Raw genomic sequence first — 25,518 nt, 5'->3', positions numbered from 1 at the left:
GCCAAAACTGGATTCAGCTGCTGCCGCGCACCACCAGTTCAAAACCGAGGTCTACCGTGCTCTGCGGTACTGGTTCACCGCGCATCAGGGCCAGCAGCATGCGGGCGGCCTGGGTGCCAATCTCGGCGCGTGGCGTGCGGATGGTGGTCAGTGGCGGCAGCATCTGGTCGCTGCCCGCCAGGTCATTGAAGCCCACCACGGCTATTCGCTGCGGCACCGCCACCTGCAAGCGCAGCGCCGCCAGCAGGCCGCCCTGCGCCAGGTCGTCGTTGCAGAAAAACACCGCATCCACGTCAGGGTGGCGCGCCAGCAACGCTTCCAGCAAACGCCCGCCCTGCGCCATGGAGGTGGGCGCGGGGTCCAGCACTTCCAGCTGCGGGTCGTAGCAACCGGCCGAACGCAAGGCCGCGCGGTAACCCTCGGCCCGCTGCATCACCCGCGGATCGAGCTGGCCCGCCACGTAGGCAATCCGGCGGCGGCCCCGCTGCAGCAAATGCTCGGTGAGGGTGCGTGCCGCGTCCATTTGAGACAAGCCCACGCCGTACACCCCGGGGGTGGGCGCGATCTCCATCAAGTGCACGCAGGGCACCCCGCTGGCCGCAATCATCTGGCGGGCAGCATCGCTGCGGTCCAGCCCGGTGACCAGCAGGCCCGCCGGGCGGTGCGCCAGGTAGCTGCGCAGCAGGGCATCCTCTTCGGCGGGCTGGTAGTGGGTGACACCCATCAGGGTCTGGTAGCCCGCCGGGGCCAGGGTGTTCTGCACGGCCTCCAGCAGCTCCACGAACAGGGCGTTGGACAGCAACGGCACCAGCACCGCTACATGCGTGCTGCGGGCCGAAGCCAGTGCGCGGGCGGCGGGGTCGGGCACGTAGCCCAGCTGCTGCGCCGCCACCTGGACGCGGTCCACCAACAGCGGGTCTACCGCACGTGCGCCGCGCAGTGCCCGGGAGGCCGTGATGGCGCTGACACCCGCGGCGGCGGCCACATCGGCAAGGGTGGCGCGGCCCGTGGCGCGGCGGCGCAATGGGGGGGAGATGGGGCTGTCCATGGGATTTTGACGCGATTCTAACCACGCCCGTCACCGGGCTGGACGGCCTCCAACAGCCCCCAAAAAAGCGCCGGTAGCTGGTGAAAACCCTGAGCGCAAAAGCCCGGCATCGGATTTAGGATAGCGCTGTCCAAATTTGCAACTTGCAAAGCCGGATTTTCCGCAGGCCCTGCGTTCACGTGGTGGCCTGCATTTTTCAACCCTCTTGGGATAGCGCTGTCCAATATGGTTTCTTTGGTTGTCATGGGCGTTGCCGGTTGTGGCAAATCCAGCTTGGGCCACGCGGTTGCCCAGGCACTGGGCTGGCCGTTGGTGGAGGGAGACGACTTCCATCCCGCCGCCAACGTGGAAAAAATGCGCGCCGGCATCCCGCTGGTCGATGCCGACCGCGTGGGCTGGCTGGCCCTGCTGGGAACCGAGCTGCAACGCCACCCCGGTGGTGCAGTGTTGACCTGCTCGGCCTTGAAAAAGGCCTACCGCGACCAGCTGCGTGCGGCCCTGCCCGGCCTGCGCTTTGTGCACCTGGCCCTCCGCATCGATGCCGCCCGCACCCGCGTGGCGCAGCGCGCGGGCGGCCACTACTTCCAGGCGAATCTGGTCGATAGCCAGTTCGCCACGCTGGAAGACCCCCAGGGCGAGCCCGGCGTGCTGACGCTGGACGCCACCCAGACCCTGGCCACCCTCACCCCCCACGCCGTCCGCTGGACGCAGGAGACCCCCGATGCAAGCCTCTGAAACCCCTCCCGTCCCGCCCAAACTGGTGCGCCTGGCCAATGCGGCCATGGCCCTGTGCCTGGCCGTCATGGCCTCGTCGGTGTTCGTCAACGTGGTGCTGCGCTACGGCTTTGGCAGTGGCGTGGCCGCCAGCGAGGAACTCTCGCGCCTACTGTTTGTGTGGATGGTGTTCATCGGTGCCACCGCCGCCTACCCGATGGGCGAGCACATGGCCTTCACCAGCCTGCTGCTGGCCCTGCGCGACAAGCCCGCCATGCTCACCGCCATGGCGGTGCTGATCCGCGTGCTGGTGGTGCTGGGTTGCGGCTTTCTGGCCTGGGGCGCCTGGCTACAGGTGGTGGTGGGCCTGGGCAGCCATTCGGTGGTGCTGGGCTATTCCAGTGCCCTGCTGCCCCTGCCCGCCTTTTTGTGCTCTGCCGCCATCGGACTGATGGCGTTGTGGGAGCTGGTTCGCAACCAGACGCTGGACCTCGGTCACAGCGTCGAGATGGAGTAATCGCTATGTCCGCAGAAGGTCAAGCATTTGTCGTTTTCTCAGCGGGCATGTTGCTGCTGATGGGCATTGGCATGAACATGGCGCTGGCGCTGGTCCTTACCGGGGCCGGCATGGCCTGGGTCCTGGGGTTTTGGGACACCCAGCTGCTGGCGCAAAACCTGGTGGCCGGGGTGGACAGCTTTCCACTGCTGGCCGTGCCGTTTTTCATCCTGGCGGGTGAGCTGATGAACTCGGGTGGCATCAGCCGCCGCATCATCGCCATGGCGCAGGCCTGGGTGGGCCACATCCGCGGCGGGCTGGGCTATGTGGCGATTGGTGCTGCGGTGCTGATGGCCAGCATGAGCGGCTCGGCCCTGGCCGATACCGCCGCGCTCGCCACCATCCTTCTGCCCATGATGCGCAACAACGGCTACCCGCTGCCCGCATCGGCCGGGCTGCTGGCTGCGGGCGGCATCATCGCGCCCATCATCCCGCCGTCGATGCCGTTTGTGATCTACGGCGTGACCACCAACACCTCGATTTCGGCCCTGTTTGTCTCGGGCATCGTGCCCGGCCTGATCATGGGCCTGGGCCTGATCGTGGCCTGGAAACTGGTGCTGCGCAAGATCGACCTGCCCATGGGCCAGCCGCTACCCCTGGCCGAGCGCGTGCGCGCCACTGGCAAAGCCTTTTGGGCGCTGCTGATGCCCATCATCATCATCGGCGGCATGAAGACCGGCTTCTTCACTCCCACCGAAGCCGCCGTGGTGGCCGCCTTCTACGCCCTCATCGTGGCCCTGTTCATCCACCGCGAAATGCGTGTGCCCGAGCTGTATGCCGTGCTGGTGCGGGCCGCCAAGACCACCTCGGTGGTGATGTTCCTGTGCGCCGGGGCCGCCGTGGCCAGCTACATGATCACCCTGGCCGACCTGCCCAGCACCCTGTCGAACTGGCTCGGCCCGCTGGTGGACAGCCCGCGCCTGCTGATGGCGGTGATGATGGTGGTGCTGGTGCTGATCGGCACCGCGCTCGACCTGACCCCCACCATCCTGATCTTCGCCCCGGTGATGCTGCCCATCGCCGTGAAGGCCGGTATCGACCCGGTGTACTTCGGCCTGATGTTTGTGCTCAACGGCGCCATCGGCCTGATCACCCCGCCGGTGGGCACGGTGCTCAACGTGATTGCCGGGGTGGGCCGCCTGCCCATGCACACAGTGATCAAGGGCGTGAACCCCTTCCTCATCACCTACACGCTGATCCTGATTTTGTTCGTCATCTTCCCGCAGATCGTCATCGCGCCCGTGGCGTGGATGCGTTAATTTTTTACCCCCTCTAGGAGACACCATGCAAAACGTACTTCGCCGCACCGCCCTGGCCACTTTGGCCGCCCTCAGCCTGGGTGCCGCCACCCATGCCCTGGCCCAGGACATCAAACCCCGCCTGATCCGCTTTGGCTACGGCCTGAACGAGCAAAGCAACCAGGGCCGCGCGTCCAAGGTGTTTGCCGACGCGGTCGACAAAGCCTCGGGCGGCAAGATGAAGCTGCGCGCCATCGGTGCCGCCGCCCTTGGTCCGGACACCCAGATGCAGCAGGCCCTGGTGGGCGGCGCGCAGGAGATGATGGTTGGCTCCACCGCCACCCTGGTCGGCATCACCAAGGAAATGGCCCTGTGGGACACGCCCTTCCTGTTCAACAATGCCGCCGAAGCCGACGCGGTGCTGGACGGCCCCATCGGCCAGAAGGTCATGGCCAAGCTGCAGGAAAAAGGCCTGGTCGGCCTGGTCTACTTGGAAAACGGCTTTCGCAACCTGACCAACAACAAGCGCCCCATCACCAAGCTGGAAGACATGGACGGCGTGAAACTGCGGGTGATGCAGAACGAAGTGTTCCTCAACAGCTTCAAGTCGCTGGGTGCCAACGCCATCCCCCTGCCCTTCAGCGAACTCTTCAGCGCCCTGGAAACCAAGACCGTGGACGGCCAGGAAAACCCGTTCAACACCATCGTCTCCAGCAAGTTCTATGAAGTGCAAAAGTACCTCAGCGTGACCAACCACGTCTACAGCCCCTGGATCGTGCTGGCCAGCAAAAAGTGGTGGGAGACCTTAAGCAAGGACGAGCAAAAAGTGCTGCTCGATGCGGCCAAAGCCAGCCGCGACTTCGAGCGCAAGGACACCCGCGATGAAGCCGCCAAGGCCCTGGCCGACCTGAAAGCCAAGGGCATGCAGATCAACGAACTCGCCCCCGCCGAGACCGCCCGCATGCGCGACAAGCTCACCAAGATCAACGCCCAGGTTGCGACCAATGTGGGCATGGAGTTGTGGCAGGAAACGCAGGCCGAATTGGCCAAAAAGCGCGGCAAGTAAGCCGGATCCAGCCCCAAAGCAAAAAGCGCAACCAGCTCTATTATTTATAGCTGGTTGCGCTGAAGGAATAAGCGCCAGGGGCTTAAAAGCCTTAAAAACTAGCTGCCCGCCACCTTCATCTTGTTGATGAGGATGGACCCCACGGTTTTGGCGCCATAGTTGTAGGTATCGGCACCCACGGCCTGGATGCCCTTGAACATGTCTTTCAGGTTGCCGGCGATGGTGATTTCTTCTACGGGGAAGGCGATTTCGCCGTTTTCCACCCAGAAGCCGCTGGCACCGCGCGAGTAGTCGCCGGTCACGTAGTTCACGCCCTGGCCCATCAGCTCGATGACAAACAGGCCGGTACCCAGCTTCTTCAACATGGCATCCAGGTCGTCACCGGGGCGGGTGCGGCTGGAACTCAGCACCAGGTTGTGCGAGCCGCCTGCGTTGCCGGTGGTTTGCATGCCCAGCTTGCGGGCCGAATAGCTGCTGAGGAAATAGCCTTCGACGCGGCCTGCGTCCACCACGGTGCGGGCCTTGACGCGCACGCCCTCGTCGTCAAACGGCGAGCTGCCTTTGCCGCGCTTCACAAACGGGTCTTCCAGCAGCTGGATGTGCTTGGGAAATATCTGTTTGCCCATCGAATCCAGCAAAAAGGTGCTCTTGCGGTACAGCGCACCGCCGCTCACCGCCTGCACAAAGCCCCCCAGCAGCCCGGCCGCCAAGGGCGACTCGAACAGCACCGGGCATTGCACCGTGGGGATCTTGCGCGACTTCAGGCGGCTCAGGGCGCGCTGGGCGGCATAGCGGCCCACGGCCTGCGGCGAGGCCAGATCGTCGGCGCTGCGCATCGAGCTGTACCAGGAGTCGCGCTGCATGCCGCTGCCCTTGCCCGCGATGGGGGCCACCGACAAGGAGTGGCGCGAACTGGCGTAGCCGCCGCGAAAACCGTTGGTATGGGCGCTGAAGAAATGCGACTGCTGGGCCGACACGCCCGCGCCTTCGCTGTTGGTGATGAGCTTGCTGGTTTGCAGGGCCGCGGCCTCGCATTCCATGGCGATCTGGGCGGCGTCTTCGCTGGTGATGGCCCAGGGGTGGAACAGGTCTAGATCGACCTGGCGCTTGGCGATGTTCTTGGCATCGGGCAAACCGGCGAACGGGTCTTCGGCGGTGAAACGCGCAATGTCGTAGGCCGCCTTCACGGTTTGCTGGATGGCGGCCTTGGAGAAATCGGAGGTGCTGGCGTTGCCCCGGCGCTTGCCCACATAGACCGTGATACCGAGCGACTTGTCGCGGTTGCGCTCCACCGTTTCCAGCGCGCCCTTGCGCACCGAAACGCTCAGGCCGCAGCCCTCGGAAGCCTCGGCCCCGGCGTTGGTGGCGCCCAGCTTTTTGGCATGCGCCAGGGCGCTGTCGACCAGCTCTTCGAAGAAGGGGCGGCTGTAGGCGAAGCCGCTGGCAGGGCTGGTATGGGCGTGAGGGACGGTGGAATCAGGTTTTTTCATGTTGGCGGCTATGATACTTGCCACGCAGCCTCCCCTGCTGCACCCCCATCGGATACCCCGCGCACCGCGCGCACAACACACTCAAAGCATGTCACGCAAACTCACCAAAGGCTACTACGTCCACGGCAAATTCGTCGCCGAAGGTAGCGAACTGGATATCCAGCTCAAAGCCGAACTCAAGGGCACCGATGCCTCCAGCCGCACCGACCTCAAAAAGGAAAGTGACGAGCTGCAAGCCCTGGGCGAAAGCCTGCTGACACTGCGCCTGGACCTGCTCACCAAGCTGCAACTCACCGAGAAGCTGTTTGATGCCGTGCTGGAAGCCAAGCGCATCACCAACTTCGAAGGCAAGCGCCGCCAGATGCAGTTCATTGGCAAACTGATGCGCAAGCAAGAGCCCGAAAAGCTCGAAGAAATCCGCGGTGCGCTGAAGATCCAGCACTCGGGCTCGGCACAGGAAAACCTGGCCCTGCACAAGGCCGAAACCTGGCGCAACCGCCTGATTGCCGAAGACGATGCCGTCGGCGAGTGGATCGCCGAGTTCCCGCGCACCGACACCCAGCAGCTGCGCGCCCTGGTCCGCCAGGCCCGCAAAGACCTGGTGCCCGAAAAGCCCGGCGCTCTGCCCCGCCATGGCCGCGCCTACCGCGACATCTTCCAGCTGGTGCGCGAGCAACTGGCCGACACCGACGGCCCGCTCAACGACGGAACGATAGAAGAGACAGAAGAATGAGCACAGCGTTCGATCCCGTCAAGATCGGCATCGTCTCGGTCAGCGACCGGGCCAGCAGCGGTGTCTACGAAGACAAGGGCCTGCCCGCCCTGCAAGACTGGCTGGCGCGCGCACTCAAGAACCCGATTGAATTCCTCCCTCGCCTGATCCCCGACGAGCAGGCCGTCATCAGCGCCACGCTGGTCGAACTGATCGATGCCGGTTGCAGCCTGGTGCTGACCACCGGCGGCACCGGCCCGGCCCTGCGCGACGTGACCCCCGAGGCCACCCTGGCCGTGGCCCACAAAGAGCTGCCAGGCTTTGGCGAACAGATGCGCCAGATCAGCCTGCAGTTTGTGCCTACCGCCATCCTGTCGCGCCAAACCGCCGTGGTGCGCGACCAGGCCCTGGTGCTGAACCTGCCGGGCCAGCCCAAGGCCATTGCCGAGACGCTGGAGGGCCTGCCCGCGCGCGGCGTGCCCGGCATCTTTGCCGCCGTGCCCTACTGCATCGATTTGATCGGCGGGCCGTACCTGGAAACCGATGACGCGGTGTGCAAGGCGTTTCGGCCCAAGTCGGCAGTGCGGGCACCCAAAATATAACCAAAACAGGCCCTTGCGCTTATACCATCAGCACGAACAGCTCTCAAATTTATAGCTAACCCGCCATGCCAATTTACCGATGCAAGCAGTGCAGCTTGGTGGCGGAAGACACTTCCACCCCGGTAGGCGAAAAAGTCGGCTGCGCCCAATGCGGCACGCCCTCCATGGTCTACGGTACGGTGTTTTATGTGGAAAAGCTGCTGGAGCGCTACTTTGCCGCGCTGCGCGAAAACAAAGGCCGTAAGGCGCCCGAAGCGCCAGAGCCCCCGGCCCCGGCCACGCCGTACAAACCAACCCCACCCCTGGCCGCTGCGCGCATCGGCATGGACAACCGGCAGACCGCCCCGCTCACCGCCTGGTTTGCCGAACGGCAGATCGGGGTCCGCTTTGAGCCCGCCCACGTCGATATGCACGGCTTCTTTGACGGTGCGGCACGCCAGATCGGCGCACAGTTCAGCCTTTTCGCCGAGCTGATCGAGCGCATCGCCTATGCGTACCGCAACAGCCACACCTTGGTGCGCCTGGAGCTGGGTGGTCTACCCGCCCACGATGTACAGGCCATCACCGCCCTGTGCCAAAGGCTGTACGAGCGCAGCTTCTTTGCGCGCTACCACCTCCAAAAACCCGAGAAATGCATCGGCCTGACGCTGCGCCCCTCCCAGGCCATCCACCAGTTCTTTGACGGCGGCTGGCTGCAACGGCTGGTGTTTTTGAGGCTGCAGGACCTGTTCAAGGACCAGGCGCCAGGCCTCGCCTGCGCGCGCGGGGCCACGCTGGTGTGGGCCGACGGCGACTTGCACCCGCTGGACGTGCTCATCCTGCCGCAAGGCCGGGCCCCCATTTGCATCGCCTGCAAAACCGGCGAAGTCCGCAGCGACATCGAGCCCAGCCTGCGCCTGCGCCAACGCCTGGGCCTGGACCGCAACCGCGTTATCCTGTGTGCCGCCCAGCTCAGCGACGCGCACACCGCCGGGCTGTCGGCCCTGCACGAACTCAGCTTTGTAAACCTGGCATCGCTGGTCCCCCACGTGGCCAGCCTGCGGTAGAAAGGACCCCATGTCTATCCAGAAAATTGCTGCCTTCTCCGATGGCCCCACCGGTGGCAACCCGGCCGGTGTGGTGGTGGCCGACGCACTGCCGCCCGATGCCGACATGCAGCGCATCGCCGCCCAAGTGGGCTTTTCAGAAACCGTATTTGCCACGCCGGTGGCTGGCGGCTGGCGCGTGCGCTACTTCTCGCCCGAGAGCGAAGTCGCCTTCTGCGGCCACGCCACGGTTGCGCTCGGTGCGGCCCTGGCGCTGCAGCACGGCGACGGCGTGTTTGCATTGACGCTGAACCACGCCCAGATCACCGTCGAAGGCCACCAGGAAGGTGCCACCGTGGCAGCCGCGCTGCAGTCCCCACCCACCCATAGCCAGCCCGCCCCGGCGGCGCTGGTGGCGGCCGCACTGGCCTTGTTCGGCTACACGCCCCACCAGCTGGACCCACGCATTCCACCCGCCCTGGCCCATGGCGGCGCCGACCACCTGGTGCTGGCACTGAAAACCCGCTCGGCCCTGGCCGCCATGCACTACGACCTGGCCGCGGGCCGCCGCCTGATGCGCGGTGCAGGCCTGACCACCATCGTGCTGGTATTTGCCGAATCCGCCCAGCGCCTGCACACCCGCAACGCCTTTGCGTCCGGCGGCGTGCTGGAAGACCCGGCCACCGGCGCCGCCACCGCCGCCCTGGCCGGCTATCTGCGCGACATCGACTGGCCGCACGGCGGCCGTATCGACGTGGTGCAGGGCGAAGACATGGGCATGCGCTCGCTGCTGCGGGCCGAGCTGTCGGACACGCCGGGCAGCTCGGTGCGCGTGTCGGGCACGGCGCGGCTGATGGCGGACTAGTTTGCTATTGAAAAAAGAGCTGCTTGCGCTTATGGAATAAGCACAGGCGGCCTAAAAGGCTTGTAGTTTTCAGGCAGCGACTACATCAGTGGGTGGCTCCATCACCACGCCCTCAAACACATCCTCCAGCGGCCACTGCAGCCCCACGCTGGCGAACTCACAAGGCCCGGGGTTGCGGGCATCCCAGGCATAGAGCTCAAACCGCTGGGCCGCGTTGCGCCGGTACAGCTCCACCGTGCGGGCTTGCGGATCGATCAACACGTACTCTTGCAGGCTGGGCAGTTGCCGGTAGGCCGCGAACTTGCCGCCCCGGTCCCAGGTGGCGGTGCTGTCGGACAGCACCTCAACGACCAGCACGGGGGTACTGGCCAGCAAAGACCGCCCGTTTCGATGGTTGGGTGCGGTGCCGTCCACCATCACATCGGGGTACAGATACGCGTTCAGCGACGGAACATGCACGCGCAAATCGATCGCAAACACCCGGTGGTCCGAGCCTTCAAGCTGCTGGCGCAAAGCCACAACGAGGTTGCCGCACACCGTGTTGTGGTTAGCCGTGGCCCCTGGCCGCAAGCGAATCAAGCCCTGGTACAACTCGTGCCGTTCGGTCTGGCTCGCCTCCCACGCCAGGTAGGTCGCGGCATCACAGGGTTGGGGAAATGGGGTGTTCACCATGCCTTATCCTAGCCGCTCATCGCCTAATCTACGCGCCCATGCCCCCACCCCACATCCTCCTGCTAGAAGACGACCCGGCCATCGCCAAAACCGTGGTCTACGCCCTGGAGCGCGCGGGGCTGCGGGTGACGCATTGCCTGCTGGTGGCGGATGCGCTGCGGCAACTGGCCAAGGCAGCGCCGGAGGTCTTGGTGCTGGACATCGGCCTGCCCGACGGCTCGGGGCTGGACGTGTGCCGCCATGTGCGTGCCACCCCGGCGCTGCAGCACCTGCCGGTGTTGGTGCTGAGCGCGCACGGCGAAGAGATCGACCGCGTGGTCGGGCTGGAGCTGGGGGCGGATGACTATGTGACCAAACCGTTCAGCCCCCGCGAGCTGGTGGCGCGGGTGCGCGGGCTGCTGCGCCGCGCCGCAGCTCCGGCGGTGGCAGCGCCACCACCCACCGGCTTCACGCTGGACACCGACAGCCAGCATGCCACCTGGCAGGGGCAGCCGCTGGCGCTGACGCGGCGCGAACTGGGCCTGTTGGCCGAGCTGCTGCGCCAGCCGGGCCGGGTACGCAGCCGCGATACCTTGCTGGCCGCCGTGTGGGGCCATGACTCGGACAGCGCCGACCGCACCGTGGACACGCACATCAAAACCCTGCGCGCCAAGCTGCAGCAGATCACCCCCGAGCGCGACCCCATCTGCACACACCGGGGCATGGGCTACTCCATCTCGGCCCAAAGCTAGCCGTGCATCTGGGCATCCGCATCCTGTTCGGCTTTTTCCTGATCACCGGGCTGGCGGGGTTCTTTGTGCTGCGGATTTTCGTGGCCGAGGTCAAGCCCAGCGTGCGCGAGGTGATGGAAGACATGATGGTGGACACCGCCAACATCCTGGCCGAGCTGGCCGCCGACGACCTGCGCGCCGGACGCATGGCCCAGGGACAATTTGCCACCCAGGTGGCGGCCTACGCCCGGCGGCCCATCGATGCGCGCATCTGGGGGCTGGACAAGCAGTCGCTGGACTTCCGCGTCTACGTCACCGATGCCAAGGGCCTGGTGGTGTTTGATTCGGCCCACGCCGCCCTGGGGCAGGACTATTCGCAATGGCGCGACGTGGCCCGCACCCTGCGCGGCGAGTACGGCGCCCGCGCCACCCGCGAGGTGCAGCGCGACGACCGCAGCTCGGTGCTGTACGTGGCCGCGCCAGTCACCGACCAGGGCCGCGTGATCGGCGTGCTGACGGTGGCCAAACCGGTGGCCACCGTGCAGGCCTTCATCGACCGGGCCGAGCGCAAGATCCTGGTCAGCGGATTTTGGCTGCTGGGCCTGTCGGCCGCGGTGGGGGTGGCGGTGACGCTGTGGGTGGTGCACAGCATCCGCCAGCTGCGCCGCTACGCCAACGCCATGGAGGCGGGCAAAAAGCTGCCGCTGCCGCGCATGCAAGGCGAGCTGGGCGAGCTGGCCCAGGCCATGCAGGCCATGCGCCAGCGCGTCGAGGGGCGCGACTACATCGAAGCCTATGTGCGCGCCCTGACGCACGAGCTCAAAAGCCCGCTGGCCGCCATCCGCGGTGCGGGTGAGCTGCTGCAAGACCCGCTGCCCGAGGCTGACCGGCAAGAATTCACCGCCGACATCCTGGCGCAAACCCAGCGCCTGCAGTCGCTGGTCGACCGCCTGCTGGAACTCAGCCGGTTGGAGCAGCGCCAGGAACTGCACCAGCCACAGAACCTGGTGTTGGCTGATTTTTTGGCATCTTTTGTGGCCCTGGCGCTTACAGAAAGGGCGGCACTAGCTATTGACTTGGTAGCAAGCAAAAGCCAGGAGGTGGTGCGCATCGAACCCGCCCTGCTGTCCCTGGCGCTGGCCAACCTGCTGGACAACGCTGCGGCCTTCGCGCCACCCGGGGGACGCACCACCCTGGCCGCCGTGGGCCGCAGCATCGTGGTGCAGGACGACGGCCCCGGCGTGCCCGACTATGCCCTGCCTAAGCTGGGGCAAAAGTTCTTCTCCACCGTGCGCCCGGATGGCCACACCAAAGGCTCCGGCCTGGGCCTGGCCATCGTGGCGCAGACCATGGCGCTGCACGGCGGCACGCTGCACATCGCCAACACCCACCCCGGCCTGCGGGTGACGCTGCAGTTTCCGTAGCTTCTTCACACCCACTTCACAGACTTCACGCACCCCTCACCGTCGGGCCAGAAACTCGCCGCTTTCAACAAGGAGTGGGCAATGAAAACAATGATTTTTGGCAAATTTGCCGGGCTGCTGCTGGTGGCGGTCTTGCTGCTGCTGGGCCTGGCCCAGATTACCGACCTGGTGCACGAGCGCCAGGGGCGGCACCAGAGCGCGGTCGACAGCGTGGCCCGCAGCCTGGCGGGCAGCCAGACGGTGCTGGGGCCGCTGGTGCACCGCGCCTGTACCGAGGAATGGACCCGCACGGGCGACACCGGTGCGGTGCTGGAGCGGCGCAACTTCAACCTGGTGGCCGCACCGAGTAATTTGAACGTGGCCAGCACCAGCCAGGTGGAAGCCCGGGCGCGTGGCCTGCACGCTACCCAGGTGTTCACCCTGAAGGCCAAGCTGTCGGCCCAGTGGACGGATCTGCAGGGCCTGAGCAGCCAAGCGCGGCACGCGGGAGCCGCCGTGCGCTGCGGCCCGCCGGTGCTGATGGTGGCGGTCAGCGATGCCCGCGGCATCCGCCAGGCCGAAGTGCAGATCAACGGCCAGGCCCAGACCGTGCAGGCCGGTACCCAGCACAGCGCCTACCCGCGCGGAGTGCAGGCCAGCCTGCCCGCCAACACCGCGCTGGGCGCACCACTGCGCGCCGAGGTGGAGCTGGAACTGCTGGGCACCGAGGCACTGAACTTCGTGCCGCTGGGCAGCGCCACCCAGATCAGCCTGTCGTCGAACTGGCCGCACCCGCGGTTTGACGGGCAGTTCCTGCCGTCGGAGCGCAAGATCAGCGACGACGGTTTCGAAGCCAGCTGGCGCGTTTCGGCCCTGGCCAGCAGCGCCCAGCAGGCGGTGGTGGACGGGGGCTCACTGTGCAGCGGCGACATGGCCCCATCCAACGACCGTGCCGAATACGCCACTGCCGTCGCCACCGCCGTGGACGCCAGCCGCCACGGCTCGGCCTGCGTGGAAACCCTGGGCCTGGGCTTCATCGACCCGATCAACACCTATTCGCTGTCCGACCGGGCGACCAAATACGGCCTGCTGTTCATTGTGCTGACCTTCTGCGCGGTGGGCCTGTTTGAGTGCATGCGCGGGCTGCGGGTGCACCCCATCCAGTACTTTCTGGTGGGCGCGGCCATCAGCATCTTCTTTTTGCTGCTGGTGAGTCTGTCAGAACATTTGGCGTTTAACACCGCCTATGCGCTGGCCGCCAGTGCCTGCGTGCTGCTGCTGGCCTACTACGCCAGCCACATGCTGCACAGCTGGCGGCGCGGCCTGCCGTTTGGCGCAGGGATTGCGGCGCTGTATGGCCTGCTGTTTGTGCTGCTGCAACTGGAGCAAACCGCCATGGTGGTGGGTGCTTTGGCCTTGTTTGGGGTGCTGGCTGGCGTGATGGCGCTGACCCGCAAACTCGACTGGTACGCGCTGCTGCGGGTCACCCCGAGCGTGGTTACTTGCCCACCAGCTGGGTGAACTTCTCGGCCTCGAAACACTCGGTGCGGGCTGCGTCGCAGGGCACGCAGTCGGGGGTGGTCTGGGTGGCCGACAGCTTCTCGATGGCCTCCCACAGCAGGGTAATCTGGTGCTCCTGGCTGGAGGCGCTGTCGATCAGGCCGCGCATGGCCTCGCCGATGGGGTCGCCATCCGGGGTGATGCCGTAGGCCGAAAAGCGCGGTGTGGCCATGGCCGCATCGCCCGCCGGACCGTCCTTGGGCAGGATGATGCGGGCCGGGATGCCCACCGCCGTGGCGCCCGCAGGCACGGGCTTGATCACCACCGCGTTGGAGCCGATCTTGGCGCCGTCGCCCACGGTAAAGCCGCCCAGCACCTTGGCCCCGGCGCTGACCACCACGTCGCGGCCCAGCGTGGGGTGGCGCTTGGTGCCCTTGTACAGCGAGGTGCCGCCCAGGGTCACGCCCTGGTAGATGGTGCAGCCGTCGCCGATCTCGGCGGTTTCGCCCACCACCACACCCATGGCGTGGTCAAAGAACACCCGCTCGCCCAGCTTGGCGCCGGGGTGGATCTCGATACCCGTCAGCCCCCGCGCAATGTGCGAGATGAAACGCCCCAGCCACTTGAAGCCGTGGTGCCAGCACCAGTGGGCCGGGCGGTGCAACACCACCGCATGCAGGCCGGGGTAGCAGGTCAGCACCTCCCAGGTGCTGCGCGCAGCAGGGTCGCGGTCGAGGATGCAGTGGATGTCGGAGCGGAGGCGGGAGAACATGGTCGAAGTCTAGTCGTTCGTTTCAGGTTTCGCTTTGTCCGCAGCCTGGGTGATGGCTTTGGCGATGCCGCGCAGGATGTGGATTTCTTCCTGCAACGGCTGGGCACGGTTGAACAGCTGGTTCAGGCGCGGCATCAGCTTCTTGGGCGCGGCGGGGTCCAGGAAGCCCAGCGCGGTCAGCGCCTGCTCCCAGTGCGCCAGCATGCCGCCCACCTGGCGCGCGTCGGCCTGTGCGGACGGCTGCGTGGCGGCTTCCACCGCGTAGCCGCCCAGGGCCATGCGCCATTCGTAGGCGATGAGCTGCACGGCGGCGGCCAGGTTCAGCGAGCCGAACTGCGGGTTGGTGGGAATGCTTAAAGCGACGTGGCAGCGGTACACGTCTTCGTTGGCCATGCCGAAGCGCTCGCAGCCAAACAGGAAAGCGATGCCCTCGGGGCGTTTATGCGCTAAATTTAATGCCAAATCGGCCTCTGGTGCTGATTCCGTAAGCGTGGGCAGCTCTCTTTTCAATAGCGATTCGAAATGCGGGCGCGGCGTGGTGGTGGGCGGGCCGAAGTCGCGCGGGGTCATGGCGGTGGCGCACAGGTGGTCCATGCCATCCAGGGCTTCGTCCAGCGTGGCGACGATGCGGGCGTTGTTGAGCACGTCCAGGGCCCCACTGGCGCGCTGGATGGTTTCCAGCCGCCGCAGCACATTCGGCCAGCGCGGGTTGACCAGCACCAGGTCGTCAAAGCCCATGACTTTCATGGCGCGGGCAGTAGCACCCACATTGCCAGCGTGGCTGGGTTGGATCAGAATAAAACGGGTTTTCATCGAGAACGGGGCTAGCGGGTAAAATCTAACGATTGTCGCTGCCCGCATCGCCCGGCCGCTCTTCTTTTGCTCTTCTTAAAAATCTATGGCGCTACCCAACCTACACCCGATGCTGAACGTGGCCGTCAAGGCCGCCCGCGAAGCTGGCAAGCTCATCAACCGTGCGGCACTCGATGTCGAAGCGGTACGTATCAACCAGAAGCAGATCAACGATTTCGTCACCGAAGTCGACCAGGCGGCCGAGAAAGTGATCATCGAGACACTGACCACGGCCTACCCCGGCCACGGCATCCTGGCGGAAGAATCGGGTTCAGAGTTTGGCGCCAAAGATTCCGAATTTGTGTGGATCATCGACCCGCTCGACGGCACCACCAATTTCATCCACGGCTTTCCGTTCTACTGCGTCAGCATCGCGCTGGCCGTGCAGGGCAAGATTGAACAAGCCGTCGTATTCGACCCCACCCGCAACGACCTGTTCACCGCCACCAAAGGCCGTGGCGCCTACATGAACGAGCGCCGCATCCGCGTCTCCAAGCGCGTGCGCCTGAACGAATGCCTGGTCTCCACCGGCTTCCCGTTCCGCCCGGGTGACAATTTCAAGAACTACCTGGGCATGATGTCCGACCTGATGCCCAAGCTGGCCGGCATCCGCCGCCCCGGCGCTGCGGCGCTGGACATGGCCTATGTGGCCGCAGGCTTTACCGACGGCTTTTTTGAAACCGGCCTGAACCCCTGGGACGTGGCCGCGGGCTCGCTGCTGGTCACCGAAGCCGGTGGCCTGGTGGGCAACTTCACCGGCGAAGCCGACTTTCTGGAACAAAAAGAGTGCATGGCCGGCAATCCGCGCGTGTACGGCCAACTGGTGTCGGTGCTGGGCAAGTACAGCAAGTTTGCCAGCGCAGGCGAAAAAGCCACCTTGCGCCAGGCACCTTCCGCCGAAGCGGTTGAAGCAATTGAAGTGGCACAAGAAGCTGCGCCCGCCGCAGCCGAAGAACCCACCAAGAGCGAAGACGCGCCCTTCTAAAGGCCCAGTCGCCTTAGTCGTTGTCGCTATAGGCCAGGGCGATTTTCTGGAAATCGTCCGCTATGGCGACAAACGCATCCAGGATGTCGGGGTCAAAGTGGCTGCCCCGGCCCTGCACCACGATGCGGCAAGCCTCTTCGTGGCTGAAGGCGGGCTTGTAGACGCGCTTGCTGATCAGCGCGTCGTACACATCGGCCAGCGCCATCAGGCGGGCAGAAATCGGGATGGCATCGCCCGCACAGCCCTCGGGGTAGCCTGAACCGTCCCATTTCTCTTGGTGGCTGTAGGCGATTTCCTTGGCCAGCGTCAAAAAAGCCACCTGCATGCCCAGCCGCCGCTCGGCATCCTCGATCGAATCCCGGCCCAGGCGGCTGTGGGTCTTCATGATCTCGAACTCTTCCGGGGTCAGCTTGCCGGGCTTGAGCAAAATGTTGTCCGGAATGCCGATCTTGCCGATGTCGTGCAGCGGCGCCGACTTGAACAGCAGCTCGATCGTGGCATCCGTCAGAAAGCTGGCAAACCGGGGGTGGTCCTTGAGCTGCTCGGCCAGGCGCTTGACGTACATCTGGGTGCGGCGGATGTGGTTGCCGGTTTCGTTGTCGCGGGTTTCGGCCAGCGAGGCCATGGCCATGATGGTCACGTCCTGGATGGCATGCACTTCCTGCGTGCGCTTGACCACTTCCTGCTCCAGAAACTCGCTCTTGTCGCGCAAAAAGTCGGCCGAGGCCTTCAGCGCCAAATGTGCATGCACGCGCGCCAGAACGATGGATGGGCTGATGGGTTTGGTGATGTAGTCGGCTGCGCCCAGCTCCAGGCCCCTGGTTTCGTCCTCCACCTCGGACTTGGCGGTCAGAAAAATCACCGGGATGTTGCGGGTGCGCGGCTCGGCCTTCAGGCGGCGGCACACTTCGTAGCCGTCCATGTCGGGCATCATGATGTCGAGCAGGATCAGGTCGGGCGGGGCATCCGAATTGGCGATGCGCAAACCCTTTTCGCCATGGTTGGCCACCTTGACCTTGTAGTGGTCCTTGAGCAACGAACTCATCAGGGACAAATTGTCCGGCGTGTCATCCACGACCAACACGGTCACCACCGGCTTGTCAATGAAGGTGCTTGGAAGATCCATAGGTAGTGCCGAAGAGTATTTTTTGCCGAACGAACGTGAAAAAAAACCAAGCACCGTCAAGCCGCTTGCCCGCCGTATGGAAGCTCAGGATATCGATAGTTTATGGGACGCAGCATACCCTTGTTCTCGGTCTATGGCCAACCGAGGGGGATGCGGGGTTCTGCCGCGTCCCTCGCCCAATGCCGACGGGCGGTGTGCGAGCACTCGTCTCGCACCACCGCCCGTCGGCTGGCTGGAAACGATCAGACCGCTTCGGGCATGCCGCTGCGCAGCGAACGGGCAATCGCCAGCCCGATACGGGTGGCCTCCAGAGCATCCGACAAGGTCAGCGTCAGCGGCTGCACACCCCGGCAAGCGGCCACAAACGCGGCCATCTCGGCGGCAAAGGCGGCCTCGAAACGCTCGTAAAAGTCGCCCAGCACCGCGTGGCGCACACCCAGGCTGTCGCTGCGCACGATGCGGTCGCGCGCGGCGTGCTCGCCCACCAGCAGCTTGCCTGCGGTGCCGATGATCTCGGTGCTGGTTTCGTGGCCGTGGGCCATGGTGCGCGAGGCGTACAGCACGGCCTTGGCGCCGCCTTCAAACTCGACCACCGCCAGGCCGTTATCCACGTCGCCAAACTCGGCCAGCGCCGGGTGCAGCGCATTGGTGCCGGTGGCAAACGCACGCAGGGCCTTGGGGCGGCCCAGCATCCAGCGCGCCAGGTCGATGTCGTGCACGCTGCAGTCCATGAAGATGCCGCCCGAGGTGGGCGCAAAGCGCACGAAGAAGCCTTCGGGGTCGTTCTGGTCGCAGGTCTGGCTGCGCACCAGAAACGGCTTGCCGATCTCGCCCGCCGCCACGCTGGCCTGCGCGGCCAGGTAACTGGGGTCAAAACGCCGCACAAAGCCCACCATGGCCACCTGCTGGGGGTGCTTTTCGGCCACGGCCAGCACGCGCTCGCAGTCGGCCAGGTTCAGCGCCAGCGGTTTCTCGATGAACACATGCTTGCCCGCTTCCAGCGCGGCAATCGCCTGGTTGGCGTGCAGCGAAGTGGGGGTGACCAGCACCACCACATCGATCTCCGGGTCGGCAATGAAGGCGTCGAAGTCTTCATACAGGCGTCCGATGCCCAGCTGCTCACCCGCAAAGGCGCGCTCGCTGGCCACCGGGCTGCAGGCTGCCACCAGGCTGCAGTGGCGGGTGCGGAAAGCCAGTGCCTCGGCGTGCCGCTGGCCCAGGCGGCCCAGGCCGGCAATGCCAATACGTAAGTTCTGCAAAGGTTGTGCGGTAGCCATGGCTTAAAACACCACCGGTTGGCCGCTCTTGCAGCTTTCAGCGGCAGCATCGGCCAGCTTCTGGGCCGCCACGCCATCGGCCACCGTGGTTTTGAACGGTGCACCGGTCTGCAGGCACTCAAAGAAGTGCGCGATTTCCAGCTTGTAGGCGGCGGCGTAGCGTTGCAGGAAGAAGGCTTCTGGCTTGTCGGCGCGGATGCCATTGGCATCCCACTGCACTACGGCCGATGGGGTCTGGTTGCCGCATTGCAGCAGGCCGCCCGAGCCCAGCACTTCAAAGCGCTGGTCGTAGCCGTAGGCGGCGCGGCGGCTGGTGTTGATCTGGCACAGGCGGCCCGACTGGGTGCGGATGGTGACGGCGGTGCTGTCCACGTCGCCCAGGGCGGTAATGGCGGGGTCGGTCAGCACCGAGCCGGTGGCGCTTAGCCAGACGGCTTCGTCGCCGTCGGCGCACAGGATCCAGCGGAACACGTCCAGGTCGTGGATCAGCATGTCACGGAAGATGCCGCCAGAGGCCTTGATGTAGTCGGCCGGGGGCGCGCCGGGGTCGCGGCTGGTGATGATCAGCATCTCGGGCTTGCCGATGTCACCAGCGGCCAGGCGGCGGCTGGCATCATTGAAGGTGGGGTCGAAACGGCGCTGGAAGCCGATCATGCAGGCCACACCGGCGGCCTTGACCGCTTCGGCGCAGGCCACGGCGCGCGGCACCGACAAATCCACCGGCTTTTCGCAAAAAATGTGCTTGCCAGCGGCGGCAGCGCGGGTAATCAGGTCGCTGTGGGTGGCGGTGGACGAGCAGATCGCCACCGCGTCAATGCTCTTGTCGGCCAGCACGGCTTCGATGCTGGACACCTGGGCGCCCAGTTGCTGCGCCAGGTCGGCGGCGGCGGCGGGCACCGGGTCGCACACGGCCTGCAGCTTGACGCCAGGCAGTGCCGCGATATTGGAGGAGTGGATGCGGCCAATGCGACCGGCACCGAATACAGCAACGTTTTTCATAAGGTTTACCAGGGAAGACAACAGAAAAAATCCGCCTGAACAGGGCAACGGCGGGAACCAAGATGCCGGACTATACGGGGATTTTCGACAAACGAAAATTATTTTCCAAAAAAATATAAATTCGAATTTAACTTCAAGGTAAACCCTTAGAAATGACCATAAATGGTCAAAAAACCGGCTGCGAACCCGGTGCGGTTTGTCTACAGTGGCGGCCAGACAAGCCCACCGACAAGTCCCATTTCTTCCCGGAGACACCCCCCCATGACCACCACCACCGCCATCCCTTTTTCCATCAACCGCATCAGCGCACCGCGCATCCCCTTCGCCGCCTTTGCCGCCATGGCCCATCGCCTGGGCGTGGCTGCCATCGAAATCCGCAACGACCTGCCCGAGGCGGAAATGGTCAACGGTGCCAAGGCCGCCGACATCGGTGCCGCCGCCCAAGCGCAGGGCCTGACCATCCGCTCCATCAACGCGCTGCAGCGCTTCGAGCAGTTCGATGCCAAGCGCCTGCAGGAAGCCCAGGACATGATTGCCTACGCCGTGGCCTGCGGTGCCGAAGCCCTGGTGCTGTGCCCCACCAACGACCTGCGCGACCAGCGCACGCCGGACCAGCGCCACCTCGACCTGGTCAATGCCCTGACCCAACTCAAACCCCTGCTGGACAAGGCCGGTCTGGTCGGCCTGGTCGAACCGCTGGGTTTTGAAGAATGCGCCGTGCGCCGCAAGTCGCAGGCCGTGCGCGCCATCGACGAGATGGGCGGCGGCGGCACCTTCCAACTGGTGCACGACACCTTCCACCACCACCTGGCCGGCGAAGGGCTGTTCTTCCCCGAGCACACCGGCCTGGTCCATATTTCCGGCGTGGAAGACACCGCCCTCGCTCCCTCCCAAATGCGCGATAGCCACCGCGTGCTGGTCGGCCAGGCCGACCGCCTGGGCAACGCCGCCCAGCTCGGCACCCTGCTGGATGCGGGCTACACCGGCTTTGTGTCGTTCGAGCCCTTCGCCGAAGAAATCGCCGCCGCGTCTGAAGCCGAGATCGCGCAGCAACTGGCGTCCAGCATGGCCTACCTGGCGCAAGCGGTGGCCGCAGCGCGCCAGAAAGAAGCACAGCCCGCCTGACTTACAGTGGGGAATGGCCGATAGCTCCCCTCCCCGCAGAAAATCCAGCGCCCGCTTCATCGACATTGCCGCGCTGGCCCAGGTCAGCCCGGCCACCGTCAACCGGGTGCTGAACGACCGCGGCAGCGTCTCCACCGCCACCCGCGAGAAAGTCATCCGGGCGGCACAGCAACTCGCCGTGCCGCGCCTGATGCCCGAAGTGCACCGGGGCCTGACCCGGCTGGACGTGGTGCTGGCGCGCAGCCAGACCCCGTTCTTCCAGCGCATGGAACTGGCCCTGCAGCGCCTCATGCCGCTGCTGGACCGGCGCATCGTGGTGCACCGCCACAGCTTCGCGCCTGGCGACGACGAACACACGGCGCAGTTCATCCGCCAGCCCCCGCACCCGCGCCACGGCCTGCTGCTGGCCGTGCCCGACACCCCGGTGCTGCGCGCCGCCGTGCAACAGGTCAGCCAGCAGGGCGTGCCGGTGGTCACGCTCATGAGCGACATCAGCGATCCCAGCGGAAGCAACAACGCCCCCCGCCTGCACTACGCAGGCATCGACAACCTGCACGCAGGCCGCACCGCCGGGCACTTCATGGGGCGGCTAGCCCGGCCCGGTGGACGGCTGCTGCTGCTCACCAACGACCTGCACTTCCGCGCCCACCGCGACCGCACCGCCGGGTTTCTGGACGTGGTGCAAGAGAAGTTCGCCCAGTTCCCATGCGCCCCCGCCATCCCCTGCTTTGACGACCCCGACCAGACCTTCCAGGCCGTGGACGCCGCCTGCAAGCAAGGCCCGCTGGCTGGCATTTACCACAGCGGAGCAGGTTCGGTCGGCATCCACCAGGCCCTGCAGCGCCATGGCCTGACCGGCCAGGTGGTGTGGATCGGGCACGAACTCTCTGACGAACACCGCCGCTGGCTCCAGCAGGGCGCGATGGACCTGGTGATCGACCAGGACCCGGATGGCCAGGTGCTGTCGGGCATGCAACACCTGCTGTTCCAGAACAAATGGCTGGCCCAAAAGCCCATGTCCGGCCCCAACGAGTTCCGCCTGTTCTGCACCGAGAACCTGCCCAGCCAGCCGTATTTGCCGGGGAGTGGGTTGCTACAGAATAAGTAGCTGGTTACGCTGATGAAATAAGCGTGGGAGGCCTATTTCTTTAAGAAGCCGTCCCCTGCGGCGTGGTCGTCTGGTAGGGTAGCTCCAGCATGTAGGCCAGGGCGATGAACAGGCTTTGGGCCAGGCCCATGGTGCTGTTGAGCGATCTAAAGCCAAAGGTGGAGTTGTCTTGCACCACCAGCGTCACCTGGGCCAGCTTGGCCAGGGGGCTCATGCGGCTGTCGGTGATGGCGATCAGGCGGGCACCGCGCTCTACCGCCATTTTGGCCACGGCGATGGTCTCATCCGCGTAGGGCAGGAACGAGATGACCAGCATCACGTCGCCCTTGCGCACCGAGCGCATCTGCCCCAGGTGCATGCTGCCCATGGCCGACACCAGGCCGACGCGCTTGTCGGTGTGCTGCAAGGCGTAGTCGAGGTACACGGCGATGGGAAACGAGCGGCGCGAGGCGGCGATCCAGATGCTGTCGGCCTCGGCCAGCAGGTCCACGGCTTTCTTGAAGGTGGGGCCGTGCAGGCTGTTTTGCAGCTCTTGCATGCCGGCGATGCTGCCCGACAAAAATTCGTTGGCAATCTCCACGCTGGACAGGCTGCCCGCACCCGACTCGATCACGTCGCGGATGCGGGTTTTGTAGTTGCGTGCCGGGGCCAGCTGGCGCGACAGGCCTTCGCGGAAGATGGCCTGCATTTCCGAAAAACCCGAGAACCCGAAGTGCTTGGCAAAGCGCACCACGGCCGAGGGCTGCACGCTGCACTGCGAAGCCACCTGCTGGATGCCGTCCAAGCCGATGTGGTGGCGGTTGAGCTCCACGTGGCGGGCGATCACCTTGAGCTGTTTGCTCAGGGCATCGTATTCACCGGTGATGCGCTTGATCAACTGGTCCACGCTTTGGGCAGCGGGGGCCGGGGAGCCTGCGGGTTTGGGGGCCTTGTCAGCGGACATCATGGTTTCGGTTGCGTAAAGCAGTCATCTTAGTCTTGTCGAAGGAAATTATTTTCATATTTAAATAAAAATAGAAAATTTTTGTTATTTTGGGGCGCAACTTCTTATAATTAAATTCCATTTCCACCACGTCCCACACCCATGCACACCCCCGATAGTACGTCCAGCCCGGCCATGGTCATCGTCGGTGCAGGCCATTGCGGCGGCCGCGCGGCGCTGGCGCTGCGCACCGCGGGCTGGCAGGCCGCCATCCATCTGGTGGGCGATGAGCCGCACCATCCCTACGAGCGCCCGCCCCTGTCCAAAGACCTGCTCACCGGCGACAAAACCGCCGAGGCCTGCGCGCTTTTGTCGGATGCGGACCTGCGGGAAGCCCGCATCACCCGCCACGTCGCACGGGTGACATCCATCGATGCCACCGCGCGCAGCCTCACGCTGTCTGACGGCCAAACCCTGGCCTACCAGTCGCTGCTGCTGGCCACCGGTGGCAAGGTGCGCACGCTGCGCATCCCCGGCGGCGACCTGCCCGAGGTGATGACGCTGCGCAACTTGGGAGACGCCGCCGCGCTGGCCCAGCGCCTCACCCCGGGCCAGCGCCTGCTGGTGGTGGGCGGCGGCTTCATCGGCCTGGAAGTGGCGGCCTCGGCCCGCAAGCTGGGCTGCGAGGTCACCGTGGTCGAAGGTGCGCCGCGCCTGATGGGCCGCGCTGTGCCCGAGCCGGTGGCCGAGCGCGCCCTGGCCCTGCACCGGGCCCGTGGTGTGCGCGTGCTGCTGGGCGTGGGACCACTTGGCATCACCCGCACCGCCAATGGCGTGCGCATGGAGCTGGCCGACGGCAGCAGCATCGAAGCGGACACGGTTTTGGCGGGCATTGGCATCGAACCCGACCTGGCGCTGCCGCAGGCCGCCGGGCTGGCGGTGGGCCGCGGCGTAATGGTCAACGCGCACCTGCAAAGCAGCCTGCCGGGCATTTTTGCGGCGGGCGATGTGGCCGAGTTTCCCAGCGTGCTGTCGGGCCAGCTGGTACGGCAGGAAACCTGGCACAACGCCGAAACCCAGGCCGCCATTGCCGCGCAGAACATGCTGGAGGGCGTAAATAGCGCATTGGCCGCCTACACCGCCCTGCCCTGGTTCTGGTCCGACCAGTACGACCACCAGTTGCAGGTGATGGGCGAGCCCGCGCTGGCCGCCACCTCGGTGACCCGGACGCTGGACGACGCTGGCGGCATGGTGATCTTCTACCTGGATGCCGACAACCGCCTGGTGGGCGCCTGCGGCTGGGGCGAAACCAGCCGCGTGGCCAAAGAGCTGAAGTTGGCACGCACCCTGGTGGAACGGCGCATCAGCGCCAGCGCCGAGGTGCTGGCCGACCCGGCCACCAAACTCAAGGGATTGCTCAGCCATGCCCGCTAACGTGGCCCCATTGCCCATCGGCATCAACCTCGACGGCGTGCTCCACCACGACGGCCTGCCCACGCCCGATGCCTCCACCCGCTTTGCATGGGTGCGCGACAGCGGTGCATTTGCCTATATCGAGAAAAACCACAACCCCGCCGAAGACTTTGCGCCCTACTTCGACCTGGTGCAGGAATACGGCGTGCCCATCGGCGTGTTTGGCGGCATCTTCTGCGCCGGGCGGGATAAGGCGCGCATGCGCTGGTGCGTGGCCACCGGTGGCCAGCTCGGGGCCACAGTGTTCAACATGCAGCTGTTTGCCCGGCGGGCCGACGGTGCGGCCATCACCGACCAGGAGGTGGCCGACTTCTTCCTCGATGCCATGCAGGTGGGCGCCCCCGTAGGCTGCCTGCCCAGCCTGGAAGTGCACGTGGACATGTGGAGCGAGCAGTTCGCCCGGGTGGAGCGCGTGGCCGAGCTGCTGGCGCGCCGCCACGTGCCGCTGCGCATCACGCTGGACCACTCGCACCTGGTGTTCAAGATGGACCACCCCGAAGAGCTGGCCCTGAGCGGCCTGCCCGACGGCGGCAGCCGCGAGGTACTGCCCGCCTTCTACCGCCAGTGGCTGGCCGAGGGCTGGGTCGCCCACGCCCACACCCGCAGCGTAGCCCCCGGCATCCCCCACAACCATGCCATGGACCGCCAACCCGGCCAGCCCGGCCGCGCCATCCAGTACCCCTTCATCGCGCCCCCTGCGGGCACGTTCCACAGCCCCTGGGACGCGCAAAAACTGCAACCCTGGAAACAAGCCGTGCGCGAACTGCTGGCCGCCATGCACGCCCACCCCGCCAGCACCCCGCAGCGCATCAGCTGCGAGTTCATCCCGTTTGCCGACTACGGCGGCGGCGGGCGCTATTCGATCATGGACAACAACATCGCCTGCGCGGCGTGGCTGCAAGAGGAATGGCGGGCGCTGAAGGGGTGATGGGTGCTATTTTTTAAATAGCTGCTTATGCTGATTTGATAAGCACAAGAGGCCCATTTGGCATCTGAACCAACCCAAGCCAACCGCCACCCTCATCTCGCGACCGGCGCGATGCCCGGCACCGCCGGGCCGATCCCGCTCCCCGGGGTCCCCATCTGTGTGCGCCGAGGAGCACAGCTTTGGGCGGAAAAGGGCTGGCGTTGTTTGAGCCGCAGGCGAGTTTAGCCAGACCCCGCCCAAAGCGCGCACCGCAGGTTCCCCGTAGCGCCAGCGCAGGGGCGCAGACAGTTGGGGCGCCTTTCTTTTGGTGACTTTTCTTTTGCGCAAAAGAAAAGTTACTGCGCCGCCGG

General features: G+C 65.5%; 26 protein-coding genes. 16 read left to right on the top strand and 10 right to left on the bottom strand.

The window, feature by feature from the left end; genetic code table 11:
- Positions 1-13 precede the first annotated feature (13 nt).
- Positions 14-1,048, bottom strand: coding sequence for a substrate-binding domain-containing protein (locus AB3G31_RS07140; protein WP_367849498.1), 1,035 nt, complete (start codon positions 1,046-1,048; stop codon positions 14-16).
- 17 nt (positions 1,049-1,065) lie between these two features.
- A complete protein-coding gene (locus AB3G31_RS07135) occupies positions 1,066-1,293 on the bottom strand; it encodes a hypothetical protein (protein ID WP_367850408.1) in 228 nt (75 codons plus the stop codon).
- Between AB3G31_RS07135 and AB3G31_RS07130 the strand changes: the two genes are divergently transcribed.
- From AB3G31_RS07130 to AB3G31_RS07115, 4 genes are read left to right on the top strand one after another with little or no spacing between them, the layout of a single operon-like run.
- Positions 1,292-1,783 (top strand): gluconokinase, encoded by a 492-nt coding sequence (locus AB3G31_RS07130; RefSeq protein WP_367850306.1) that lies wholly within the window; start codon positions 1,292-1,294, stop codon positions 1,781-1,783. The genes AB3G31_RS07135 and AB3G31_RS07130 overlap by 2 nt on opposite strands.
- A complete protein-coding gene (locus AB3G31_RS07125; protein WP_367849497.1) occupies positions 1,770-2,279 on the top strand; it encodes a TRAP transporter small permease subunit in 510 nt (169 codons plus the stop codon). The genes AB3G31_RS07130 and AB3G31_RS07125 overlap by 14 nt, the downstream gene beginning before the upstream one ends.
- Before the next feature lie 5 nt (positions 2,280-2,284).
- Positions 2,285-3,577 (top strand): TRAP transporter large permease, encoded by a 1,293-nt coding sequence (locus AB3G31_RS07120; RefSeq protein WP_367849496.1) that lies wholly within the window; start codon positions 2,285-2,287, stop codon positions 3,575-3,577.
- Between the two features lie 25 nt (positions 3,578-3,602).
- A complete protein-coding gene (locus tag AB3G31_RS07115) occupies positions 3,603-4,622 on the top strand; it encodes a TRAP transporter substrate-binding protein (RefSeq protein ID WP_367849495.1) in 1,020 nt (339 codons plus the stop codon).
- A gap of 98 nt (positions 4,623-4,720) precedes the next feature.
- On the opposite strand, the gene pmbA is transcribed toward AB3G31_RS07115, so the two are convergent.
- Entirely contained in the window at positions 4,721-6,112 is a 1,392-nt protein-coding gene (gene pmbA / locus AB3G31_RS07110; RefSeq protein WP_367849494.1) for a metalloprotease PmbA, read from the bottom strand.
- An 88-nt stretch (positions 6,113-6,200) separates the two neighbouring features.
- On the opposite strand from pmbA, the gene yjgA reads away from it, so the two are divergent.
- The 4 genes from yjgA (at position 6,201) to AB3G31_RS07090 (ending at position 9,316) form a co-directional block, all read left to right on the top strand.
- Entirely contained in the window at positions 6,201-6,845 is a 645-nt protein-coding gene (yjgA, locus tag AB3G31_RS07105; protein WP_367849493.1) for a ribosome biogenesis factor YjgA, read from the top strand.
- Positions 6,842-7,426 (top strand): molybdopterin adenylyltransferase, encoded by a 585-nt coding sequence (gene mog / locus AB3G31_RS07100; RefSeq protein WP_367849492.1) that lies wholly within the window; start codon positions 6,842-6,844, stop codon positions 7,424-7,426. Before yjgA ends, mog begins: the two co-directional genes overlap by 4 nt.
- A gap of 65 nt (positions 7,427-7,491) precedes the next feature.
- Positions 7,492-8,472: a hypothetical protein gene (locus AB3G31_RS07095; protein ID WP_367849491.1), complete on the top strand. Its 981-nt coding sequence runs from the start codon at positions 7,492-7,494 to the stop codon at positions 8,470-8,472.
- Positions 8,473-8,482: 10 nt separating this feature from the next.
- Positions 8,483-9,316, top strand: a complete 834-nt coding sequence (locus AB3G31_RS07090) for a PhzF family phenazine biosynthesis protein (protein ID WP_367849490.1) — start codon at positions 8,483-8,485, stop codon at positions 9,314-9,316.
- Positions 9,317-9,385: 69 nt separating this feature from the next.
- Here the strand turns inward: AB3G31_RS07090 and AB3G31_RS07085 are convergent, their stop codons facing one another.
- The gene (locus AB3G31_RS07085; RefSeq protein ID WP_367849489.1) at positions 9,386-9,985 is read right to left on the bottom strand and encodes a Uma2 family endonuclease; all 600 of its coding nucleotides are present in this window, start codon (positions 9,983-9,985) and stop codon (positions 9,386-9,388) included.
- 41 nt (positions 9,986-10,026) lie between these two features.
- Between AB3G31_RS07085 and creB the strand changes: the two genes are divergently transcribed.
- The 3 genes from creB to creD all read left to right on the top strand — a co-directional run bounded on the left by creB (position 10,027) and on the right by creD (position 13,622).
- Positions 10,027-10,719, top strand: a complete 693-nt coding sequence (creB, locus tag AB3G31_RS07080; RefSeq protein WP_367849487.1) for a two-component system response regulator CreB — start codon at positions 10,027-10,029, stop codon at positions 10,717-10,719.
- A 2-nt stretch (positions 10,720-10,721) separates the two neighbouring features.
- Complete coding sequence (gene creC, locus AB3G31_RS07075) at positions 10,722-12,122, top strand: two-component system sensor histidine kinase CreC (RefSeq protein ID WP_367849486.1); 1,401 nt, start codon at positions 10,722-10,724, stop codon at positions 12,120-12,122.
- A gap of 81 nt (positions 12,123-12,203) precedes the next feature.
- On the top strand, positions 12,204-13,622 hold the full coding sequence (gene creD, locus AB3G31_RS07070) for a cell envelope integrity protein CreD (protein ID WP_367849485.1): 1,419 nt from the start codon (positions 12,204-12,206) through the stop codon (positions 13,620-13,622).
- On the opposite strand, the gene cysE is transcribed toward creD, so the two are convergent.
- Together cysE and AB3G31_RS07060 are read right to left on the bottom strand one after the other, a co-directional pair.
- On the bottom strand, positions 13,600-14,373 hold the full coding sequence (gene cysE / locus AB3G31_RS07065; protein WP_367849484.1) for a serine O-acetyltransferase: 774 nt from the start codon (positions 14,371-14,373) through the stop codon (positions 13,600-13,602). The genes creD and cysE overlap by 23 nt on opposite strands.
- A gap of 9 nt (positions 14,374-14,382) precedes the next feature.
- Entirely contained in the window at positions 14,383-15,186 is an 804-nt protein-coding gene (locus tag AB3G31_RS07060) for an RNA methyltransferase (protein WP_367849483.1), read from the bottom strand.
- Between the two features lie 85 nt (positions 15,187-15,271).
- Here AB3G31_RS07060 and AB3G31_RS07055 point away from each other — a divergent pair, with 85 nt between their 5' ends.
- Positions 15,272-16,210 carry an inositol monophosphatase family protein gene (locus AB3G31_RS07055; protein ID WP_367849482.1) on the top strand — a complete coding sequence of 313 codons (939 nt, stop codon included), beginning with the start codon at positions 15,272-15,274 and terminating at the stop codon, positions 16,208-16,210.
- A gap of 13 nt (positions 16,211-16,223) precedes the next feature.
- Here AB3G31_RS07055 and AB3G31_RS07050 read toward each other — a convergent pair whose 3' ends face one another.
- The 3 genes from AB3G31_RS07050 to iolG form a co-directional block, all read right to left on the bottom strand.
- Positions 16,224-17,336: a two-component system response regulator gene (locus AB3G31_RS07050; protein WP_367849481.1), complete on the bottom strand. Its 1,113-nt coding sequence runs from the start codon at positions 17,334-17,336 to the stop codon at positions 16,224-16,226.
- Positions 17,337-17,578: 242 nt separating this feature from the next.
- Positions 17,579-18,613: a Gfo/Idh/MocA family oxidoreductase gene (locus AB3G31_RS07045; protein WP_367849480.1), complete on the bottom strand. Its 1,035-nt coding sequence runs from the start codon at positions 18,611-18,613 to the stop codon at positions 17,579-17,581.
- A gap of 3 nt (positions 18,614-18,616) precedes the next feature.
- Positions 18,617-19,612 (bottom strand): inositol 2-dehydrogenase, encoded by a 996-nt coding sequence (gene iolG, locus AB3G31_RS07040; protein WP_367849479.1) that lies wholly within the window; start codon positions 19,610-19,612, stop codon positions 18,617-18,619.
- Positions 19,613-19,873: 261 nt separating this feature from the next.
- Here iolG and AB3G31_RS07035 point away from each other — a divergent pair, with 261 nt between their 5' ends.
- Complete coding sequence (locus AB3G31_RS07035; protein ID WP_367849478.1) at positions 19,874-20,737, top strand: TIM barrel protein; 864 nt, start codon at positions 19,874-19,876, stop codon at positions 20,735-20,737.
- Between the two features lie 13 nt (positions 20,738-20,750).
- Positions 20,751-21,845, top strand: a complete 1,095-nt coding sequence (locus AB3G31_RS07030; RefSeq protein WP_367849477.1) for a LacI family DNA-binding transcriptional regulator — start codon at positions 20,751-20,753, stop codon at positions 21,843-21,845.
- A 40-nt stretch (positions 21,846-21,885) separates the two neighbouring features.
- Here AB3G31_RS07030 and AB3G31_RS07025 read toward each other — a convergent pair whose 3' ends face one another.
- Positions 21,886-22,788 carry a MurR/RpiR family transcriptional regulator gene (locus tag AB3G31_RS07025; RefSeq protein ID WP_367849476.1) on the bottom strand — a complete coding sequence of 301 codons (903 nt, stop codon included), beginning with the start codon at positions 22,786-22,788 and terminating at the stop codon, positions 21,886-21,888.
- Between the two features lie 141 nt (positions 22,789-22,929).
- Between AB3G31_RS07025 and AB3G31_RS07020 the strand changes: the two genes are divergently transcribed.
- Both AB3G31_RS07020 and AB3G31_RS07015 read left to right on the top strand, forming a co-directional pair.
- Complete coding sequence (locus AB3G31_RS07020) at positions 22,930-24,201, top strand: NAD(P)/FAD-dependent oxidoreductase (protein WP_367849475.1); 1,272 nt, start codon at positions 22,930-22,932, stop codon at positions 24,199-24,201.
- Positions 24,191-25,168, top strand: a complete 978-nt coding sequence (locus tag AB3G31_RS07015; protein ID WP_367849474.1) for a xylose isomerase — start codon at positions 24,191-24,193, stop codon at positions 25,166-25,168. The genes AB3G31_RS07020 and AB3G31_RS07015 overlap by 11 nt, the downstream gene beginning before the upstream one ends.
- Positions 25,169-25,518: the final 350 nt, after the last annotated feature.

It is taken from the genome of Rhodoferax sp. WC2427, assembly GCF_040822085.1.
GTDB lineage: Bacteria > Pseudomonadota > Gammaproteobacteria > Burkholderiales > Burkholderiaceae_C > Rhodoferax_B.
Note: the sequence above shows the minus strand (reverse complement) of the source record. Positions and strands in the feature narration are given on the sequence as shown.

What these genes read in the sequence shown, in the direction of transcription:
- mog (WP_367849492.1), top strand. Translation starts at nt 6,842, where the DNA reads ATGAGCACAGCGTTCGATCCCGTCAAGATCGGCATCGTCTCGGTCAGC.
- AB3G31_RS07095 (WP_367849491.1), top strand. Translation starts at nt 7,492, where the DNA reads ATGCCAATTTACCGATGCAAGCAGTGCAGCTTGGTGGCGGAAGACACT.
- creB (WP_367849487.1), top strand. Translation starts at nt 10,027, where the DNA reads ATGCCCCCACCCCACATCCTCCTGCTAGAAGACGACCCGGCCATCGCC.
- AB3G31_RS07050 (WP_367849481.1), bottom strand. Translation starts at nt 17,336, where the DNA reads ATGGATCTTCCAAGCACCTTCATTGACAAGCCGGTGGTGACCGTGTTG.
- AB3G31_RS07090 (WP_367849490.1), top strand. Translation starts at nt 8,483, where the DNA reads ATGTCTATCCAGAAAATTGCTGCCTTCTCCGATGGCCCCACCGGTGGC.
- AB3G31_RS07025 (WP_367849476.1), bottom strand. Translation starts at nt 22,788, where the DNA reads ATGTCCGCTGACAAGGCCCCCAAACCCGCAGGCTCCCCGGCCCCCGCT.
- yjgA (WP_367849493.1), top strand. Translation starts at nt 6,201, where the DNA reads ATGTCACGCAAACTCACCAAAGGCTACTACGTCCACGGCAAATTCGTC.
- AB3G31_RS07060 (WP_367849483.1), bottom strand. Translation starts at nt 15,186, where the DNA reads ATGAAAACCCGTTTTATTCTGATCCAACCCAGCCACGCTGGCAATGTG.
- cysE (WP_367849484.1), bottom strand. Translation starts at nt 14,373, where the DNA reads ATGTTCTCCCGCCTCCGCTCCGACATCCACTGCATCCTCGACCGCGAC.
- AB3G31_RS07140 (WP_367849498.1), bottom strand. Translation starts at nt 1,048, where the DNA reads ATGGACAGCCCCATCTCCCCCCCATTGCGCCGCCGCGCCACGGGCCGC.
- AB3G31_RS07035 (WP_367849478.1), top strand. Translation starts at nt 19,874, where the DNA reads ATGACCACCACCACCGCCATCCCTTTTTCCATCAACCGCATCAGCGCA.
- AB3G31_RS07125 (WP_367849497.1), top strand. Translation starts at nt 1,770, where the DNA reads ATGCAAGCCTCTGAAACCCCTCCCGTCCCGCCCAAACTGGTGCGCCTG.
- iolG (WP_367849479.1), bottom strand. Translation starts at nt 19,612, where the DNA reads ATGAAAAACGTTGCTGTATTCGGTGCCGGTCGCATTGGCCGCATCCAC.
- AB3G31_RS07045 (WP_367849480.1), bottom strand. Translation starts at nt 18,613, where the DNA reads ATGGCTACCGCACAACCTTTGCAGAACTTACGTATTGGCATTGCCGGC.
- AB3G31_RS07055 (WP_367849482.1), top strand. Translation starts at nt 15,272, where the DNA reads ATGGCGCTACCCAACCTACACCCGATGCTGAACGTGGCCGTCAAGGCC.
- AB3G31_RS07130 (WP_367850306.1), top strand. Translation starts at nt 1,292, where the DNA reads ATGGGCGTTGCCGGTTGTGGCAAATCCAGCTTGGGCCACGCGGTTGCC.
- AB3G31_RS07135 (WP_367850408.1), bottom strand. Translation starts at nt 1,293, where the DNA reads ATGACAACCAAAGAAACCATATTGGACAGCGCTATCCCAAGAGGGTTG.
- pmbA (WP_367849494.1), bottom strand. Translation starts at nt 6,112, where the DNA reads ATGAAAAAACCTGATTCCACCGTCCCTCACGCCCATACCAGCCCTGCC.
- creD (WP_367849485.1), top strand. Translation starts at nt 12,204, where the DNA reads ATGAAAACAATGATTTTTGGCAAATTTGCCGGGCTGCTGCTGGTGGCG.
- AB3G31_RS07015 (WP_367849474.1), top strand. Translation starts at nt 24,191, where the DNA reads ATGCCCGCTAACGTGGCCCCATTGCCCATCGGCATCAACCTCGACGGC.
- AB3G31_RS07115 (WP_367849495.1), top strand. Translation starts at nt 3,603, where the DNA reads ATGCAAAACGTACTTCGCCGCACCGCCCTGGCCACTTTGGCCGCCCTC.
- AB3G31_RS07120 (WP_367849496.1), top strand. Translation starts at nt 2,285, where the DNA reads ATGTCCGCAGAAGGTCAAGCATTTGTCGTTTTCTCAGCGGGCATGTTG.
- AB3G31_RS07020 (WP_367849475.1), top strand. Translation starts at nt 22,930, where the DNA reads ATGCACACCCCCGATAGTACGTCCAGCCCGGCCATGGTCATCGTCGGT.
- AB3G31_RS07030 (WP_367849477.1), top strand. Translation starts at nt 20,751, where the DNA reads ATGGCCGATAGCTCCCCTCCCCGCAGAAAATCCAGCGCCCGCTTCATC.